16 protein-coding genes are annotated in these 17,680 nt (G+C 46.1%); 9 read left to right on the top strand and 7 right to left on the bottom strand.

What is annotated here, in order from left to right; translation table 11 throughout:
* Positions 1-234 (top strand): hypothetical protein (locus AAEY83_RS12035; protein ID WP_351059173.1); only part of this gene is annotated, 234 nt, incomplete at its 5' end.
* A 95-nt stretch (positions 235-329) separates the two neighbouring features.
* Here AAEY83_RS12035 and AAEY83_RS12030 read toward each other — a convergent pair.
* From AAEY83_RS12030 to AAEY83_RS12020, 3 genes are all read right to left on the bottom strand, one after another.
* Positions 330-596, bottom strand: a complete 267-nt coding sequence (locus AAEY83_RS12030; RefSeq protein WP_025643816.1) for a hypothetical protein — start codon at positions 594-596, stop codon at positions 330-332.
* Positions 597-816: 220 nt separating this feature from the next.
* The gene (locus AAEY83_RS12025) at positions 817-1,230 is read right to left on the bottom strand and encodes a hypothetical protein (RefSeq protein ID WP_025643814.1); all 414 of its coding nucleotides are present in this window, start codon (positions 1,228-1,230) and stop codon (positions 817-819) included.
* A 178-nt stretch (positions 1,231-1,408) separates the two neighbouring features.
* A complete protein-coding gene (locus AAEY83_RS12020; RefSeq protein WP_025643812.1) occupies positions 1,409-1,720 on the bottom strand; it encodes a Trp family transcriptional regulator in 312 nt (103 codons plus the stop codon).
* A gap of 229 nt (positions 1,721-1,949) precedes the next feature.
* Between AAEY83_RS12020 and trpB the strand changes: the two genes are divergently transcribed.
* Positions 1,950-3,182 carry a tryptophan synthase subunit beta gene (gene trpB, locus AAEY83_RS12015; protein WP_025643811.1) on the top strand — a complete coding sequence of 411 codons (1,233 nt, stop codon included), beginning with the start codon at positions 1,950-1,952 and terminating at the stop codon, positions 3,180-3,182.
* A gap of 33 nt (positions 3,183-3,215) precedes the next feature.
* Here the strand turns inward: trpB and AAEY83_RS12010 are convergent, their stop codons facing one another.
* On the bottom strand, positions 3,216-3,374 hold the full coding sequence (locus tag AAEY83_RS12010) for a hypothetical protein (protein ID WP_156923934.1): 159 nt from the start codon (positions 3,372-3,374) through the stop codon (positions 3,216-3,218).
* Positions 3,375-3,451: 77 nt separating this feature from the next.
* Positions 3,452-3,685, bottom strand: a complete 234-nt coding sequence (locus AAEY83_RS12005) for a hypothetical protein (RefSeq protein ID WP_025643810.1) — start codon at positions 3,683-3,685, stop codon at positions 3,452-3,454.
* Between the two features lie 230 nt (positions 3,686-3,915).
* On the opposite strand from AAEY83_RS12005, the gene AAEY83_RS12000 reads away from it, so the two are divergent.
* Positions 3,916-5,025 (top strand): alkene reductase, encoded by a 1,110-nt coding sequence (locus tag AAEY83_RS12000; protein WP_025643809.1) that lies wholly within the window; start codon positions 3,916-3,918, stop codon positions 5,023-5,025.
* Positions 5,026-5,177: 152 nt separating this feature from the next.
* On the opposite strand, the gene AAEY83_RS11995 is transcribed toward AAEY83_RS12000, so the two are convergent.
* Positions 5,178-6,488, bottom strand: a complete 1,311-nt coding sequence (locus tag AAEY83_RS11995; protein ID WP_025643807.1) for a BaiN/RdsA family NAD(P)/FAD-dependent oxidoreductase — start codon at positions 6,486-6,488, stop codon at positions 5,178-5,180.
* 258 nt (positions 6,489-6,746) lie between these two features.
* On the opposite strand from AAEY83_RS11995, the gene acs reads away from it, so the two are divergent.
* The 3 genes from acs (at position 6,747) to pgsA (ending at position 11,258) form a co-directional block, all read left to right on the top strand.
* Positions 6,747-8,711 carry an acetate--CoA ligase gene (acs, locus tag AAEY83_RS11990; protein WP_025643805.1) on the top strand — a complete coding sequence of 655 codons (1,965 nt, stop codon included), beginning with the start codon at positions 6,747-6,749 and terminating at the stop codon, positions 8,709-8,711.
* A gap of 153 nt (positions 8,712-8,864) precedes the next feature.
* Positions 8,865-10,076 (top strand): NAD(P)/FAD-dependent oxidoreductase, encoded by a 1,212-nt coding sequence (locus AAEY83_RS11985; protein WP_025643803.1) that lies wholly within the window; start codon positions 8,865-8,867, stop codon positions 10,074-10,076.
* 543 nt (positions 10,077-10,619) lie between these two features.
* Positions 10,620-11,258: a CDP-diacylglycerol--glycerol-3-phosphate 3-phosphatidyltransferase gene (gene pgsA / locus AAEY83_RS11980; protein ID WP_198013348.1), complete on the top strand. Its 639-nt coding sequence runs from the start codon at positions 10,620-10,622 to the stop codon at positions 11,256-11,258.
* Between the two features lie 106 nt (positions 11,259-11,364).
* On the opposite strand, the gene AAEY83_RS11975 is transcribed toward pgsA, so the two are convergent.
* Complete coding sequence (locus AAEY83_RS11975) at positions 11,365-11,859, bottom strand: pyridoxamine 5'-phosphate oxidase family protein (protein ID WP_025643799.1); 495 nt, start codon at positions 11,857-11,859, stop codon at positions 11,365-11,367.
* A 384-nt stretch (positions 11,860-12,243) separates the two neighbouring features.
* Here AAEY83_RS11975 and purL point away from each other — a divergent pair, with 384 nt between their 5' ends.
* From purL to nadS, 3 genes are all read left to right on the top strand, one after another.
* Positions 12,244-16,260, top strand: a complete 4,017-nt coding sequence (gene purL / locus AAEY83_RS11970) for a phosphoribosylformylglycinamidine synthase (protein WP_025643797.1) — start codon at positions 12,244-12,246, stop codon at positions 16,258-16,260.
* Positions 16,261-16,411: 151 nt separating this feature from the next.
* Positions 16,412-16,747, top strand: coding sequence for a type II toxin-antitoxin system RelE/ParE family toxin (locus AAEY83_RS11965; protein WP_025643795.1), 336 nt, complete (start codon positions 16,412-16,414; stop codon positions 16,745-16,747).
* Complete coding sequence (nadS, locus tag AAEY83_RS11960; RefSeq protein ID WP_025643793.1) at positions 16,737-17,018, top strand: NadS family protein; 282 nt, start codon at positions 16,737-16,739, stop codon at positions 17,016-17,018. Before AAEY83_RS11965 ends, nadS begins: the two co-directional genes overlap by 11 nt.
* Positions 17,019-17,680: the final 662 nt, after the last annotated feature.

Raw genomic sequence — 17,680 nt, 5'->3', positions numbered from 1 at the left:
TTGAATAAGTCATTGTTTATTTCATTAATTAAGATTGTTATAAATATTGTATCGGTTTTATTTGGATTAGACTATATTAAAAGTATAGGTAACACCTATAGCTTTATGAATAACGGTAACGGTAGCTTTTCAGATTTTTATATTTGGAGAGAGGATTTTGATGAGAGAGTTGTAGAGAATAATAAATTTATTGAAATAAAAGATAAAATAGGTAGTTTAATAGCTAATCAATAATTTTGAAGTGTAGCGCGTAGAGTGGGTTAGCCCGAGCGTAACCCATCATCTAACTAGCATTTAAGAACGTTTATGTATAACTAATTATTATAAACCTACCCAAAATCTTCTTTTAAAACCCTCGCCATATTCCGCTCGGCAAGTCCGGTGATAAACACATACGGATTGACGCCTGCGCTACCGGGGATTAACGCGCCGCCGTAGCCACTACCGACGATGATGTTAGGAAAGTGACCCGCTTGGGTGACAGTCGCAGGCAGTTTTGGCTGCTTGGCGAGAGTTTGGCAGCCGCTCATTGCTGCTGTGGCGCTGACTGTGGCTGCGCCTAACCCCATGGATTTGATAAATTGACGTCTTTGCATGCTCGCTATAACCTTAAACGTTTTTTTTGACGAGGCCAGTCTAGCAAACTATTTTTTCTGTATTGTGTCACGAGCTCTACTCAAAGCGTTTCGAACAAAAGTATTTTCTTTACTTTACTAGAAGCGGTCTCGGTTTGTGTTTGCTATAGGTGATAAAAAGCTGAACCTAAGCTCAGCCTGTAGTTAAACATTCGGTCTTTTAGGCCACGCGAGATAATAATTACTCAGAGCAAATCTCCCATTGCGAGGTTTTGCTCAAATAACATTGTAGAACCTCTTTACCCGACTCTGCATATGTTTGACTGACTACTTTTTTGCTAGATGGCTCGCGATATCTGATGATAGCGGGTTCATCATTGACGGTGGTCGTCCATCCGGTATGATTGCCATTGTCATCATAATCTGCACTGTTCGAGGTCGCCATTTTACCGAATCCTGGTAAATTGTAGTCAACTTGCCTAAAGGCGTAGCTCATCGCTGCGCCTTCGGCACCGTCATATTGGCAGGTGAGCTTTTTTTGTAACTTATCTTGTTTATAGACATAGCAAGTGGTGTCACCCGAAAACTGTCCAACGCCGCAAAAACCTACTGTTGCTACTGATATAGTACCGATAAACAAAGCTATTTTTCTCATTAATGTGCTCCTCAAGTAGTGATAATAAGATTAAAACTGAATGTCTTTTAGCCGTCCTTTAAATAGTAAAAATAAATTCGCTTACCAATAAAATACTAATTTAGTAAACAAATTTCTATAAATATAGCATTTAAAAGTCTTTTATGGGTAATTTTCTTGTGCTAAATGTTGATAGCTATCAGATATTAATTTTATCGCCAATATCCGGTAGCAACTCATCGATTTGATGTTGATGAAATACTTTGGCGCCGCGTGACACTGTCGCAATGCCAACCCCAAGCTGCGCGCTAATCTCTCGTTGCGTCACTTCTTGCTGTAGTAATGCAAAGATAGTTAAGCGATTACCAAGCTCAGCTTGCTCTTTTTCGGTCAATAACGCTTTAAGTATCTCTGATAAATGGGCTTTGTCATTGGTCTGAGCCAGTAGCGCTAATAAGTAGTCATAAGCTTTATTAGAGTGACTGTTAGAATAACTGTCTTGTTTGGCCATTTTATTCTCCTTTTGCCTCAATCAATAAAGGCGAAATACGTTCATTATTCTATTTGTGAGCACTGCTTTATTAGCAGAGCAGTAATGCTTGACCTGCCATAAAACTTAGCCTAAAATCTGTTTCAATGTACTAGAACATAATAACAAATTTCTATTATAATTTAGATCGTTTTCTATGTTTAATTTAGCTTCAAATAGACAATAGTGAACCAGACAACAGGAATGAGCCATGACAGCATTAGCCAATGACAGCAGTAACACTTACGGTTTGCACGACTCCATTTTGCCAAGCCTTGATGGTTTATATGGCGAGTATGGTGGCAAGATTGAGCATCCTGAGCTGGCAAAAGCGATGGAGGAGATCGAGACAGGCTTTCGTGCGATCATTAAAGACGACGATTTTGTTAATGAGATGAGCCGCTTGCGTCAGACTTACATCGGTCGGCCTAGTCCGATATTTCATGCCAGACGCTTAAGCGAGCATTGCGGCGGCGCGCAGATTTATTTTAAACGTGAGGACTTGAATCACACCGGCGCGCACAAGATCAATCACTGTATAGGGGAAGTGTTACTCGCCAAAAAATTAGGCAAAACCAAAGTCATCGCCGAGACAGGTGCAGGGCAACATGGCGTAGCACTAGCTACGGCAGCGGCGCTGATGGGCATGGAGTGTGAGATCCACATGGGCGTCGTCGATATCGAAAAAGAGCATCCCAATGTCAGCCGTATGAAAATCTTAGGTGCCAATATCGTGCCGGTATCGCGCGGCGCGGGCACGCTAAAAGAGGCAGTCGATAGTGCGTTTGAGACGTATCTCAATGAGCTGGACACCAGTATGTTTGCCATTGGCTCAGCACTCGGGCCTGCGCCTTATCCTGAGATAGTCAGCTACTTTCAGTCGGTGATTGGCCGTGAAGCGCGTACGCAGTTCTTAGAAACTACTGGCACGCTGCCTAATAAAGTGGTGGCTTGTGTTGGCGGCGGCTCTAATGCGATTGGCATCTTTAGCGGCTTTTTGGGTGATAAAGAGGTAGAAAAAGTCGGCGTCGAGCCTGCTGGCGAAGGTCTTGATACGCCCAATCATGCGGCGACGATGACGCTTGGGACGAAAGGCGAGATTCATGGGTTTAAATGCTATGTGTTACTCGACGACAAGGGTGAGCCTGCGCCTGTACATTCGATCGCCTCTGGTCTGGATTACCCAGGTGTCGGCCCGCAGCACTCACTCTTGAAGGACAACAATCTGGCCACTTATGAGTCAGCGACAGATGCAGAGTGCCTAGAGGCATTTATGGCGCTATCGCGGCTTGAAGGCATCATACCTGCCTTAGAGACGGCGCACGCGATCGCTTATGCCATGCGAGTCGCCAAAGACATGTCACCCGATGAGACTATCTTGGTCAATCTATCAGGGCGCGGCGATAAAGATATTGATTTTGTCTTGGACAAAGTGGATTTGTAGGGTAAATGAGCAATAAAGCTCGAAAGCCATTCGCTATGGTTGATTGACACCTTGTACTAAGTAGCTGCGTTTTTCTCCTGCAAACACAATCGCATTATTGATACCTTGAATAGGCGAGCTTGGCTTGCCAATGGCAATTAAGGTATCGGTTAAGCGCTCATCGGCGACCCATTTAGCGTCCTCTTGCTTCATTAATTCATAATCGAGCTTTTCTGTCGCAAGACAGCCATTTAAGCCTAAGGTTAAAGCAGCAACAAACCCTATTTTTTTTATATAGTTTTGGCATTGAGCTGATCTCTTAGTTTGCCTTCAGATAATTCGACAATGGATGTCGTCAGCTCTTTTGCTGTTCTGGCTTCTATTAATGTAGGCGTAGACGCTTTTTTGTCAGTTTGCGCAGACGTTACTGGATCTGGCGTGTCCGTTTTTTCAGACGGTGGCTGGCAGGCAGATAGTAATAGTGAGCTGGCAGTGATAAGCAAAGACAATAGCGTTTTTTGCATAAATTTCCCTCTTAGATAAGAGGTAAGTTGAAGGCTCTAATATACTAGTAAGTATTACAGATTCATACGGGCTATAAATACAAAGGTAGAATTAAGTCGCTGTTTTCGTTTGTAACGATAGATTGAATAATCCAAGCTATCCCCTATAAAGAAAACGATTTAGCTTACTTTGCAATCGGTCTGTTTTCTAAATCTTAAATCATAATCGATAACAACAAATAAGGCTTTTTATGGCACACGATAGTTTATTTGAACCTGTCAAAATGGGCAGCCAAACACTCAAAAACCGTATCATTATGGCACCTCTGACCCGTCTGCGCGCAGTCGAGCCAGGCGATGTCCCTATCACATGGGCAGCAGAGTACTACTCGCAGCGTGCAGGAGCGGGCCTTGTCATCACTGAAGCGACGCAAGTATCGTTTCAAGCAAAAGGCTATGCAGGCGCACCAGGGCTACATACTCAAGATCAAGTCACTGCATGGAAAGCCATCGTTGACAATGTCCATGCCAAAGGTGGCAAGATTGTCGTCCAGCTATGGCACACAGGACTTGTCTCACACGAAAGCGTACAACCTGAGCGCCGTGCGCCAATTTCAGCCTCAGATGTCGATGTAGGTATCCGTACCTCATTGCGTGATAGTGACAACCAAGCCATTCGCGCGGATGCCACGCCGCCGCGCCCAGCCAGTCTTGATGAGATTCAGCAAGTGATTGCTGACTTTGCGCATGCAACCAAGTGCGCGCAGGAGGCAGGGTTTGATGGTATTGAGATTCATGGCGCGCATGGTTATTTGCTGCATCAATTTTGGGCCGAGCATACCAATCAGCGTGACGATGAGTACGGTGGCAGCCGCGAAAACCGCGCGCGTCTAACCTTAGATGTTATCGATGCATGTGTGGATGCTTGGGATGCAGATCATATTGGTATTCGTATCTCGCCACTGGGCACATTCAACAATGTTGAGGGAGGCTACGAAGAAGACGATAACATTTGGCTGATTGAGCAAATCAATAAGCGTGGTCTAATGTATTTGCATCTGTCAGAGCCAGATTGGGCAGGTGGTACGCCTTATAGCGATGAGTTCCGTCAGCGTGTCCGTGATGCGTTCGATCAGACCATCATCGCGGCGGGTGGCTACGATGCCGATAAAGCAGAAAAAAATATCAAGGCAGGTTATATCGATGCGGTAGCATTCGGTCGTGACTATATTGCCAACCCTGATCTCGCTGAGCGTATCCAAAAAGGCGCACCGCTCAATGAGCAGCATCCAGAGTCTTTCTATGGTGGCAGCACGGTTGGCTACACTGATTATCCTTATTTGGAGCAAAAGCAGGCTTAGTCCGTAACCTTTAACTTAGCATAAACTATTGTAGGGGGTTAAAAACCCAGCCTACGCAAAAACTTTAAATAGTATCATTCACAAGATACAAAAGCCTCGATAGCTTCATGTTGTCGAGGCTTTTTACTGTTTGTTATTTATAAAATACTCTTCTATACCACCTCGCCGCAAACAAAGCCGCTGGCCCAAGCCCACTGAAAGTTATAACCACCAAGCCAGCCGGTAACATCGAGCACTTCACCGATAAAATACAGTCCTTCTTGCAATTTACTCTCCATCGTTTTTGATGATACCTCGTCAGTATCAATGCCGCCGCGCGTGACCTCAGCGGTGCGATAGCCCTCAGTGCCAGAGGGTTTAAGCTGCCAGCCATTGATCGCTTGACCTATCTGAGTCAAACGCTCGTCTTTGATATTTGCAAGCTCAATCTCTTTGACGTCTTCCCATAACATAGTTTGTAATGCTACTAGTAATTTTTTGGGCAAAGCGTTGTCAGTATTTTCGCTTAGCACCGTGCGAATAAGCTGCTTTGGATGCTGTTTTTTATGAGTGAGTAATAGCTCAGTAATATCAAAGTCAGGGAGCAAATTAATCTCGATAGTCTCACCCGTGTGCCAGTAGTTCGAAAGCTGGAGCATAGCAGGGCCAGACAGGCCGCGATGAGTAAAGAGTAGCGGTAGCTTAAACGAAATGCGCGTGTTACTGGCCACCACAGGCAAGCTAATACCCGATAGCGCTCGCAGCAGCTCACCTGTCTTATCGGTAAAGGTAAAAGGCACAAGGCTTGCATCAATTGGTGTCAGCGTATGCCCAAATTGCTGCGCCAGCTCGTAACCTAAGCCGCTTGCGCCCATTGTCGGGATAGAGAGTCCGCCCGTTGCGACAACCAAAGACTGGCAATAATAAGTGGTTTTAGAGAGTTTTGGCTCACTGCTGGCTTCTTTAAGCTCTTTTTTGCTCAGCTGTTTACTGGTAAGTAATTGAAAGCGTTTTTCGTTTTCATTTTGATGAGCGGTAACCTCATTAACTTGGGTGTTGAGGCGAACTTGCACTCCGGCAGCGGCACATTCAGCAAGTAACATCGTCACGATATCTTGCGCAGAATTATCACAAAATAACTGGCCATGCTCACGCTCATGATAAGCAATCTTATGCTGCTCTACCATCCCGATAAACTCCCAACTCGGATAACGGCTCAGCGCTGATTTAGCAAAGTGCTCGTTAGCACCGATAAAGTGCTCAGGCTCAACAAAGTAATTGGTAAAGTTGCAGCGTCCGCCGCCTGACATCAGGATTTTTTTGCCCGCCTTATTGGCGTGATCAAGCACGAGTACGCGCCGGCCTCGGCGGCCTGCGGTCAGCGCGCAATAGAGTCCTGACGCACCTGCACCGATGATAATGACATCGAAATGACCGTTATTAGATAGTTTAACTGCTGACGCTGGGTTTTGCCGTTGACTCATGATGACTACTTAAAATGGGACGAATAGATAAAAATTATGGGCTAAATTATAGCATGCTAGCCAATCTAATTTTAAGTGCACAGTTGTATATTGAAATTGTTATTATTCATAGTCAATGGCTTGCAACCGTTTTGCTTATTTGCCAAACTATCGTTAAACGTCATACATTATGGACGATGGCATGCATTACCGATATAGACGCGTGACTATTATCAACCGCGATTTATAAGGTAGTGAGAATCAAAAAGGAAGATGACCATGACTCAAGAATCGTTTTCTATTCCGGCTGAATTTATCGCCACTGCAAATACCAGTCCTGAACAATACAAAAAGGACTATCAGCGTTCCATCGCTTCGACTGAAGACAACGATGCTTATTGGGCTGAGCGCGCTGAGAGCATCGATTGGATCACCAAACCTACCAAAATCAGTAATGTCAGCTATGACTTGGAGGATTTTCGTATTAAGTGGTTTGAGGACGGCGAGCTTAACCTCTCGGTCAACTGCCTCGATCGTCATCTAAAAAACAACCCTTACAAGCCTGCCATCATTTGGGAGGGCGATCACCCCTCTTTAAATAAAATCATCTCTTTTAAAGAGCTATATGCCGAGGTCTGCCGCTTAGGTAACGCTATGCGTAACTTAGGGATAAAAAAAGGCGATCGCGTGACTCTGTATATGCCGATGATACCTGAAGCTATGGTCGCTATGCTGGCGTGTACTCGCATTGGCGCGGTGCATTCGGTGGTCTTTGGCGGCTTCTCTGCTGAGAGTTTAAGTAGCCGCATCGTCGATAGTCAGTCCAAACTAGTGATTACGGCTGATGAGGGCCTGCGTGGTAATAGCCGTACGCCGCTCAAAGCTAATGTCGATCGCGCTTTGGATGCTGAAGGCACAGATAGCGTAGAAAACGTCATCGTCGTACACCGGACGGGCAATTCAGTGCCGATGAGTGGTCGCCGCGATCACTGGTATCATAACCTCATCGACGCGCAAAGCGAGCACTGTGAGCCTGAGGTTATGAATGCCGAGGACCCACTGTTTTTATTATACACCTCCGGCTCAACGGGTAAGCCCAAAGGCGTCGTCCATACTACCGGCGGCTATATCGTCTATGCGCTATCGACCTTTCGTGATGTCTTCGATATCAAAGACGATGATATCTTCTGGTGCACCGCTGATGTCGGCTGGATCACTGGCCACACTTACGCTACGTACGCGCCGTTGGCCAATGGCACCACAACAGTGATGTTCGAAGGTGTGCCCGAATACCCCACTTGGGCGCGCGTCGGTAATATCATAGATAAGCACAATATCAGTATATTATATACCGCGCCAACCGCCATTCGTGCAATGATGAAAGAGGGCGATGCTTTTGTCCGTGAGTCAGATCGCTCAAGTTTGCGTCTACTCGGCACGGTCGGCGAACCGATCAACCCTGAAGCGTGGGACTGGTACTATAATGTCGTCGGCGGCGCGCGTTGCCCTATCGTCGATACGTGGTGGCAAACAGAAAACGGGGGGATTTTGCTGGCACCTATTCCCGGTACAGTCGCGCTCAAACCGGGTGCTGCGATGAATCCGCTATACGGTATTGAGCCTGCCATCATGGAAGATGACTATGAGCTTGAGGGTCCGGCCTCAGGTAACTTAGCGATTAGTAATAGCTGGCCGGGTCAAATGCGTACGATTTATAAAGATCATGCGCGTTTTTTGGAGACTTATTTTGCTGAGTATCCGGGTTACTATTTCACAGGTGATGGCGCGCAGCGTGATGAAGATGGTCATTACTGGATCACAGGGCGTGTTGATGATGTCCTCAATGTCTCAGGACATAGGCTCGGCACGGCTGAGATCGAAAGCGCCGTCGATGAGCATCCCTCCATCGTGGAAGCTGCCGTGGTCGGGATGCCGCATGAGATACGCGGCGTTGGCATTTGTGTGTTTGCCATCCTAAAGTCAGGTGAGAGCGCAGATGATAGTCTCAAAGCTGAGCTTAATCGCCATGTGCGTCGTGAGATTGGTCCTATTGCCAACTTAGATGCTATCTTTATCGTTAATGCTCTACCCAAAACTCGCTCTGGCAAAATCATGCGCCGTATTCTGCGCAGTATTGCTGCCGGTCAGTATGTCGGTCTCGGTGATTTGTCCACCTTAGCAGATAGCTCAGTGATTAATAAACTCATTGAGGCAGTGAAAGCTGAACGTACGGACGGTCTCTAACGGCGAGTTTCAGCTTTAAGTATTATACAAGTCATGCTCTTTTTTATCATAGCAAAAAAGAGCATGACTTTTTGCATATGATTTTTAAGGATAGTTTTGTGCTATCTTTAGCTATTGTTTTTTGCAATTTTATTTATAAGGCGCAACCTTTTTATGACTGATCATGCAATACATAACGAGCAAGACAAGAGTAAAGCGTTATCCTCATACCCCAAGATAGCCATCATCGGTGGCGGCTTAAGCGGTCTATTTACCGCCATTTTATTAGAGCGCAAGTTTGCTCAACATCAGTATCAGAATCAGCACTCAGATCTGCAAATCACCGTTTTTGAGAAATCGCGCGGCGTGGGACGGTTAGCGACGCGCTATCGTAGCGATAGCGTAACAGGTAAAAACTGGCAGTGGAGCTTTGGCGCGCAGTTCTTCACCGCCAAGACCGATAGCTTCCAACAGTTTATAGCGCCTTGGTTAGACTCAGGGTTGTTGCAGCCATGGTGCGCGCAAGTGGTCAATTTATCTATCACGAATAAGAGCGAGCAGGCGCCGCACATCGAGCCAAAAGAGCAGTGGGGCACTGAGCAGGCCCGTTACGTTAGTACACCAAAGATGACCAGTTGGGGCCGAACGTTAGCAGATCAGTTGCAGCAGACAAAGATACAATTCCAAACTCGCGTGGCACCACTGGCGCAATATGCCAATCCGCAGGCAGGTCAACCAACAGAGCTGTTTGATGATAATGGCGAGAGTTTAGGGCTTTTTGATTGGGTTATTTGCACCGCGCCGAACGTGCAAACGGCTGAGCTGATGGCAGATAGCAGCTTCACAGAACAAGCGAAAATTATGCAGCCAAAAATGCGAGCTTGCTATACGCTTATGCTTGGCTGGGATGAGGAGTCAAAGCTACCTGCTAGCTTAAAAAGCTCAAGTAAGCGTCAAGATTTAAAATTGTGGGATGTCGCGCATCTACAAGACTCTATTTTGGCTAAGATATTTGTTGAGCATCATAAGCCTAATCATAACGGGATATTGCCAAGTGTCACGATTCACGCCGATAACGACTGGTCTGAGCAGCAAGTAGACCAGGATATTGACGAGGTAACGGCTCGGCTGCTAGCAGAAGCTAAAGAGGCGCTAAGCTGGACTGAGCAAACCGCGCCAAGTCAAATTGACTGTCATCGTTGGCACTATGCAGCAACATCGATGGCGCTAAATGACGAAGATGATGAGCAGCCATTAGGTATCTTAGTAGATAACGAGCAGCAATGGATAGTTAGTGGGGATTGGTGCGGGCGCGGCAACATCGAGAGCTGCTACCAGATGGCCGAAGAGGTGGTAGAAGTAATCGCGGCAACTTTAGAGGTATAGAGTTTTAGAGATTATTTATAGCTTGTCTCTCAGCTTTGCTGGCTTTGATATTTTCAATATAAAAGCAAAAAAAAGCCCACAGAGGAGGAGCTGCGGGCTGAGGAAAAAGGGTCATATTACTGTATAGTAAAACTTATTTAGACCTGACTATGACTGATTATTTTGCTTATTTCACTTATTTTACTATGCTGCAATGTATCTATTTACAGATGGTTATATAGTTAAAGATAAGGCCTATCGCTACTTAATCAATTGTTTCTTACATCTGCTTACAACTTAGAGTGAACACTTGTACCTATGCTTTTATCTGTTTTAAATTGCGCTTATTAATAATAAAAGTTATTGCAAATTAAAATCGATAAATGCTTTTGTTTCTATCGCATACCGTACAAGCGTTTCAGATACTATAGTAGAGATAAGCAAAAATAGTATTCATGACGACAAGGCTAAAAAATGCTAAGCTAGCGCCCATCATTATGTCGATATAGAACTGGTTTTGTCATGACCGAAACTACAAAGCTGCACACCCCGCCATCACCACCGATGCAAGATGATAAAAGCATCTTTAACTTACCGAACAATCTGACGATTGCGCGGATTTTGATGATTCCGCTGTTTGTTGCGATAGCTTATTGGCCGCCTGCAATGGGTATCGGTATGCCTGCGATCTCTGATAACGTGATTGCCCGGGTCGGAATGAGCGAATTTAGCGACAGCTTATTGCGTCATTTACTACTGACGGCTGTGTTTATTATCGCCGCGATTACCGACTGGCTCGATGGTTACTTTGCGCGTAAGCTCAACGTTACATCGGCTTTTGGACGGTTTTTAGATCCGGTCGCCGACAAGCTTATGGTCGCCGCCGCGCTCATCATTTTGGTGCAGTGGCATCCTAATATCATTATGGCGATTGCCGCTATTGTGATTATCTCGCGCGAGATCGCTGTATCCGCATTACGTGAATGGATGGCAGAATTGGGTAATAGTACCAGCGTCGCTGTGTCCTATGTGGGCAAGCTAAAAACCACCTTTCAGATGGTCGCTATTACTGTATTGCTACTCAATTGGGAGTCGCTTGAGACTATCGGTTATGCGTTGATGGTGGCAGCGGTGATACTAACGCTTTGGTCGATGATGATTTACCTAAAGGCGGCATGGCCTTATCTTAAACGTAGCGGTTAACTATCCGCTATAGAATTTAGTAATTTCAATATACCCAAGCAAAAACGCCAGTAAGTGAACCTTACTGGCGTTTTTATTAATTTGTTTGGTTGTAACTGTCGATAGCTTATAGCTCAATCTCAAAGGTTTCACCAATATCTTCTGCCGTTTCGCCGTCTTGTACAGCAGCGGCTGCCATCTTAAACATATTGACCGTTGTGCTACCGCTGATCCAGCACTCTACGCCATGGGGTACGACTTTTATTAATTGAACGTTTGGATCTTCTTTACCATGCTCAAAGAAGGCATTGTAAACTGGTGACCACAGCTCATCTAACTTGGCCTTGTCGTCTGATAATTCAGCATTGGCGCTTACAGAGACATAGTTCTTCGCATCTTGACTCGAATACGTTAGGCCAACCTTTTTATTGTCCTGAATATCTTTGACCACATCTGAGGTTTTATCACCAATAAACCAAATTTCTTTTCCGCCGATACTGGTCTCAGTCGTTGTCATTGGCCAAGCATGCAAATCACCTTTACCATTGACAGTAGTCATCATGGCAAATTTAATGTCTTTAACGATCTCTTGTACTTTATCGATTTTATCTTGCTTATTCATAATATGTCCTTTTTAATTGAATTGATTTAGATCAGTTATTGTTGTTATTGCTGCGTTATAAATGAATGTCTATTGATACTTGAGCTTTTACAGCATAACGAGAGAAGGTAGGGAGGTTATATAGGTTGCCCGTAAGGCGATGTGAGTGTTTGTAAGCTCTATAAACATTAAGTAAAACAACTTAGCCGCTTGTTTAACAAGGTAATTTAAAAGAGCGGTTATTACCGTCTTCACTGACAGGCTTTAAGTTCTTTGATGGGTAAAGAGTAAAATTGTACCGCTTTATTCCTGCTTATTTTGCCTCTTCTTGTTATAATGCAGCGACCATTTACTTTGCATGGCAGTGATGCCAGTTACTGCTCATATCCTAGGAAATATGCCTCTATGATGACCATCGCCGGACAGCCGTTTTTGACCGATTTTCAGACCCAGCAACTGATCAATCAATTTGCCCAAAAAACCGATCTAAACGTGACCCAAATCAGTACTCAGCAGGTTTTTGTGCTCTCAAGAGAGCTCTTAGGTGAAGAGCAAAAAAAGGCTTTGGATCTTTTAGGGGTAAAAGAGCAAACCTCGCTAGAAGCTGCGACAGAGCGTCAAATCCAAGTCATCGTCAGTCCGCGTTTTGGCACGATATCGCCATGGGCGAGTAAAGCCACCGATATTTTTAATAACTGCGAGCTGAAGATCAATCGTATTGAGCGGGTGATTGTTTATACGCTGACGCTAGAAGGTGCTACCGAAGACAAGCTGCCAACGGCGGCTGAGCGTTTACTCTATGACCGTATGACCCAAAGCTTGGTTTATGATTTAAACGACGTGAATAAACTGTTTGACGATGAACCGCCAGCGTCATTGAATCATATCGATGTCATGGGAGCAGGGCGCAGCGCATTAGAGTCAGCGAATACGACATTTGGCTTTGCGTTATCAAGCGATGATATCGACTACTTGATGCATGCTTATGTCAATGACCTACAGCGCAATCCAACCGACGTTGAGCTGATGATGTTTGCCCAAGCCAACTCAGAGCATTGCCGCCACAAGATATTCAACGCCGAGTGGACGGCTAACGGTGAAGTACAGCCAAAGTCCTTGTTTCAGATGATTAAGAATACTTATCAAGCCAATCCAGAAGGTATCCTCTCCGCTTATAAAGACAACGCGGCGGTGATGGCTGGCGCTGAGGGCATGCGTTACTATCCTATTCCTGAAGACGCTAAAAACCCTAATGCTGCGCATCCGTATGGCTTTCATCAAGAAGCTATCGATATCCTGATGAAAGTCGAAACGCACAACCATCCAACCGCCATTGCCCCTTATGCCGGTGCAGCAACAGGCGCGGGCGGTGAGATTCGTGACGAAGGTGCCACCGGCCGCGGCGGTAAACCCAAAGCGGGTCTCACAGGCTTCCACGTGTCGCACTTGCATATTCCAGAGCTTGCCGAGAAGTGGGAGCAGTCAGGACAAGTGAGCACGCAGGACTATGGTACGCCGGAGCGCATGGCAACGAGCCTTGAGATTATGACGGAAGCGCCATTAGGTAGTGCCAATTTCTCTAACGAGTTTGGCCGTCCCAACCTTTGCGGTTATTTCCGCAGCTTCCAATTAGATACCTCAGCCGCCAAAGACGGTAGCGAGATGCGCGGCTATCATAAGCCCATCATGCTGGCAGGTGGTTACGGTAATATCAAACGTAACCTGATTGAGAAAAATCCGATTCGTGAGGGGGATTTACTGATTGTACTTGGTGGTCCTGCAATGCAAATCGGTCTTGGCGGCGGCGCGGCCTCTTCTGTCGATAGTGGTGAGTTGGATGAGGGCCTAGACTTTGCCTCGGTGCAGCGCGATAACGCGGAGATGGAGCGTCGCTGTCAGGAAGTCATCGATCGCTGCTGGGCGCTTGCCGGTAACGATGCTGAGGTGAGCAATTATAGTCAAGACGGCAACCCCATCGTCTCTATCCATGATGTCGGCGCAGGCGGTCTGTCTAACGCCATGCCTGAGCTGGTCGATGATCACGATATGGGCGCGGTGCTCAACTTGCGTCATATTCCATCGCTTGAGGCGGGCATGTCACCGATGGCGATCTGGTCAAATGAGGCGCAAGAGCGTTATGTCCTTGCCATTCGCCCAGAGAGCAAAGCACAGTTTGATGCGATCTGTGCCCGTGAGCGCTGTCCGTATGCGATATTGGGAGAGGCGACTGAAGTGCGAGAGCTTAGAGTCGATGATGAATTGCTCGATGATCAGCCTGTCGATATGCCGATGCAAGTATTGCTTGGTGGTACGCCAAAGATGCAGCGTAGCTTTGAGGTGCAAGCTAATGAGCTGGCGCCGTTAGTGCTCAATGATTTTGACCTGAGCGAGTCGGTCAAAGACGTGCTGCGTCATCCGACTGTCGCGAGCAAGTCGTTCCTCATTAGCATTGGTGACCGCTCTATCACCGGTATGGTGGTGCGCGATCAGTATGTTGGTCGCTATCAAGTGCCTGTGGCAGATTGCGCGATTACCGCTTCAGGTCTTATAACGCTTGATGGTCAAGCGATGACCGGTGAAGCGATGAGTATCGGCGAGCGTACCCCAGTGGCACTCATTGACCCAAAAGCCTCGGCAAGATTAGCGGTTGGTGAAGCCATTACCAATATCGCAGGCGCGCGCATCTCCCAGTTATCTGACATCACCATGTCGGCGAACTGGATGGCGGCTTGCGGTGATGATACGGAAGACGCCGCATTATTTGATGCGGTCCATACTGTCGGTGAAGAGCTGTGTCCCGCTTTGGGGATTGCCATTCCAGTTGGTAAAGACTCGTTATCGATGCGTGCCAATTGGACAGATGATAACGATGCTAAGGAGGATAGCCAAGATAAATCTGTGGTCTCACCCATGAGCCTTGTGATTACTGCCTTTGCCCCAGTCGTTGATGTGGCAAAAACGCTCACACCTGAGCTGATCAACGGCGATAGCGCGTTTTATCGTCTTGATCTCTCTAGAGGTAAATTGCGTCTTGGCGGCTCTATCCTTGCGCAAACGGCCAGCCAGCTTGGTAACGAGTGCCCCGACCTTGATAAGCCGAGCGATTTAATTGACTTCTTTAACTTTATTCAAGCGGGTAATGAGCAAGGCATTATCAGCGCCTATCACGATATCGGTGATGGCGGCTTGCTTGCGACCATTGCAGAGATGCAGTTCACTAGTCGTCAAGGCATTAAGCTATCACTCAGTGATGATAATCTACTCGGTCAGCTGTTCAGCGAAGAGCTGGGCGCGGTCATCCAAGTCATGCCAGAGGACGTTGCCGCTTTAGTGGCGCTAGCGGATGAATACAACGTCAGCGATATGCTTAGCCTCGTCGGTCAAAGCACTGAGGAAGATAGCCTCATTATCCAAACGCCGCTACATCAAGGCGATAAAACCCTCAGCTTTAAGCGTTCTGAGCTGCAACAAGAGTGGAGCCAAGTCAGCTATCAAATCGCCCGCCGCCGTGATAATCCAGAGTGCGTGCAACAAGAATATGACTTGATTGCCGATACTAATCATAAAGGTCTTATCGCTGCGCCAAACTTCGATCTCAATCAAAAGATCGAGACGCCATATCTGAACAGTCGTGCTGATTCTGATAACAGCAAGCCAAGAGTCGCTATCCTGCGCGAGCAAGGCGTCAACGGACAGCTGGAGATGGCAGCAGGCTTCACCCAAGCAGGCTTTGAAGCGGTCGATGTGCACATGAGCGACTTGCTAGAAGGCCGCATCAATCTACGTGACTTCGACGGTTTGGTCGCTTGTGGCGGCTTTAGTTACGGTGACGTCCTCGGCGCAGGCTCAGGCTGGGCCAACTCTATCTTGTTCCATGACGAACTGCGTATGCAGTTTGTGCGTTTCTTCGCCCGTCCGAACACGTTCTCACTTGGCGTCTGTAATGGCTGTCAGATGATGGCGCAGTTAAAAGACCTGATCCCAAGTGCAGAAAACTTTCCACGCTTTATCGCAAATGAGTCGGCGCGTTTTGAAGCGCGTACGGTCAACGTCAAAGTTGAGCGCACCAAGTCCATCTTATTCAAAGGCATGCAAGATAGTATCTTACCTATCGCTGTCGCGCATGGTGAGGGTCTTGCCACCCTAAACGCTACTGAAATTGACGGTATGGCAAAACACGGTCAGCTGGCGATGCGTTATGTCGATAGCCAAGGTCATCCGACCGAGACTTATCCATTGAATCCTAATGGCTCAGTCGGCGGTGTCACCGGTCTATGTAGCACCGACGGTCGCGTTACAATTATGATGCCGCACCCTGAGCGTAACCTAAAAGCGTATAACCATAGCTGGAAACCTGAGCAGTGGGATGAAGATGGTGCATGGATGCGGATGTTCCGTAATGCGCGAGCTTGGTTGCGTTAAGATAATTTGAATTAGTTTAGATAGTAAGAAAGGTGGGCTTTGGCTCACCTTTTTTGTGTTTATGATATTTAGCTTAATTAGATCCAGAAAAAACATATAGATAAGTACTTCAATGACGTATATAATAAGACATAAAGATAAAGGATATTGAATGTTACATTTCATCGAAACGCCAATATTTACTAAGCAAGTACTGAAACTATTAGATGATGAAGCTTATAAAGAGCTACAGGAAAATCTAATCAATAATCCAGAACAAGGTGATTTGATTCAAGGTACAGGGGGCGTTCGAAAAACCAGATGGGCACTTAACCAAGGTAAGAGTGGCGGTATTCGGATTATCTATTATTTTGTGAATAGTCAAGGCATATTTTTTATGCTGCTAGCTTATCCGAAGAATAAACAAGCCTCTCTATCAAGCGAAGAGAAGTCTGGTTTATACAAACTGACTCAACAAATTAAAGAGGTGTATAGCCATGAGCAATGAATTTTACGATGATTTATCTACATCACTAAATCAAGCATTGGCGATTGCTAAAGGACAGGCTCAGCCTAGCCGCCAGTTTACCCATGACGTGCCTAGTATTAAGGAAATAAGAACTAAGACAGGGCTATCGCAACAGCAGTTTGCCGATAAACTCAATATCAGTTCGCGTACCTTACAAAATTGGGAGCAAGGTACTAGAAACCCAACAGGGGCTGCCGTCACATTAATGCGCTTATTGAATAAAAAGCCTGAGTTAATTGCCGAAGCTTAATTGATCAAAAACAGTCAATCTTATCTTGGTCACGCACTCGGTGGGATTATGGATGTGTGTGAAAGCGATGACGCCTGGATGCGTATGTTCCGTAATGCGCGGGCTTGGTTGCGTTAAGATAATTTGAATTAGTTTAGATAATAAGAAAGGTGGGCTTTGTCTCACCTTTTTTGTGTTTGTGATTTGGGTGTTTAAACATTAACTTAACTTTGACATCAAGTGATGCGGAGTAGGTTGGTGTGGAGCTTGCGACACCCAACGTTTTTAAGGGAGCTATTTCCCGCCTTCCACTCGTATCTCCCAGTCTGGGCGCGGCGCTGGCTACCGTTTGGGTCGTCGCTTGCTTCGCCTCGCCACCCCAAAACCTAGCCATCGCAACTCGCCCAAACCAGCAGGATACCGCTACAGTCGGGGCTAAACCGCGCTTTAAGGCAACTATTATATCTAAGTAGAGGGTTTATGCAATTCATCTAAAGAGCTTAAATCTATTGATCTAAAACTTTGTCCATATTCATATGCTTTATACCAACTAAGGTAATCGTTTTTAGCCTTATCAAGAATTTTTTCCTTTATTTCGCTATATATTAGACCTCTTGCAAAAGTAGCAGAGGGAATTAAAATAAGAAGAACATTCATCGTTGTCTAAGAACCATGCCAAACAT

This window comes from Psychrobacter sp. TB20-MNA-CIBAN-0197, assembly GCF_040309765.1.
GTDB lineage: Bacteria > Pseudomonadota > Gammaproteobacteria > Pseudomonadales > Moraxellaceae > Psychrobacter > Psychrobacter submarinus.
Note: the sequence above shows the minus strand (reverse complement) of the source record. Positions and strands in the feature narration are given on the sequence as shown.

Excerpts from the sequence above, each read along its gene's own strand:
- AAEY83_RS12030 (WP_025643816.1), bottom strand. The coding sequence starts at position 596 with ATGCAAAGACGTCAATTTATCAAATCCATGGGGTTAGGCGCAGCCACA.
- AAEY83_RS12025 (WP_025643814.1), bottom strand. The coding sequence starts at position 1,230 with ATGAGAAAAATAGCTTTGTTTATCGGTACTATATCAGTAGCAACAGTA.
- AAEY83_RS12020 (WP_025643812.1), bottom strand. The coding sequence starts at position 1,720 with ATGGCCAAACAAGACAGTTATTCTAACAGTCACTCTAATAAAGCTTAT.
- trpB (WP_025643811.1), top strand. The coding sequence starts at position 1,950 with ATGACAGCATTAGCCAATGACAGCAGTAACACTTACGGTTTGCACGAC.
- AAEY83_RS12010 (WP_156923934.1), bottom strand. The coding sequence starts at position 3,374 with ATGAAGCAAGAGGACGCTAAATGGGTCGCCGATGAGCGCTTAACCGAT.
- AAEY83_RS12005 (WP_025643810.1), bottom strand. The coding sequence starts at position 3,685 with ATGCAAAAAACGCTATTGTCTTTGCTTATCACTGCCAGCTCACTATTA.
- AAEY83_RS12000 (WP_025643809.1), top strand. The coding sequence starts at position 3,916 with ATGGCACACGATAGTTTATTTGAACCTGTCAAAATGGGCAGCCAAACA.
- AAEY83_RS11995 (WP_025643807.1), bottom strand. The coding sequence starts at position 6,488 with ATGAGTCAACGGCAAAACCCAGCGTCAGCAGTTAAACTATCTAATAAC.
- acs (WP_025643805.1), top strand. The coding sequence starts at position 6,747 with ATGACTCAAGAATCGTTTTCTATTCCGGCTGAATTTATCGCCACTGCA.
- AAEY83_RS11985 (WP_025643803.1), top strand. The coding sequence starts at position 8,865 with ATGACTGATCATGCAATACATAACGAGCAAGACAAGAGTAAAGCGTTA.
- pgsA (WP_198013348.1), top strand. The coding sequence starts at position 10,620 with ATGCAAGATGATAAAAGCATCTTTAACTTACCGAACAATCTGACGATT.
- AAEY83_RS11975 (WP_025643799.1), bottom strand. The coding sequence starts at position 11,859 with ATGAATAAGCAAGATAAAATCGATAAAGTACAAGAGATCGTTAAAGAC.
- purL (WP_025643797.1), top strand. The coding sequence starts at position 12,244 with ATGATGACCATCGCCGGACAGCCGTTTTTGACCGATTTTCAGACCCAG.
- AAEY83_RS11965 (WP_025643795.1), top strand. The coding sequence starts at position 16,412 with ATGTTACATTTCATCGAAACGCCAATATTTACTAAGCAAGTACTGAAA.
- nadS (WP_025643793.1), top strand. The coding sequence starts at position 16,737 with ATGAGCAATGAATTTTACGATGATTTATCTACATCACTAAATCAAGCA.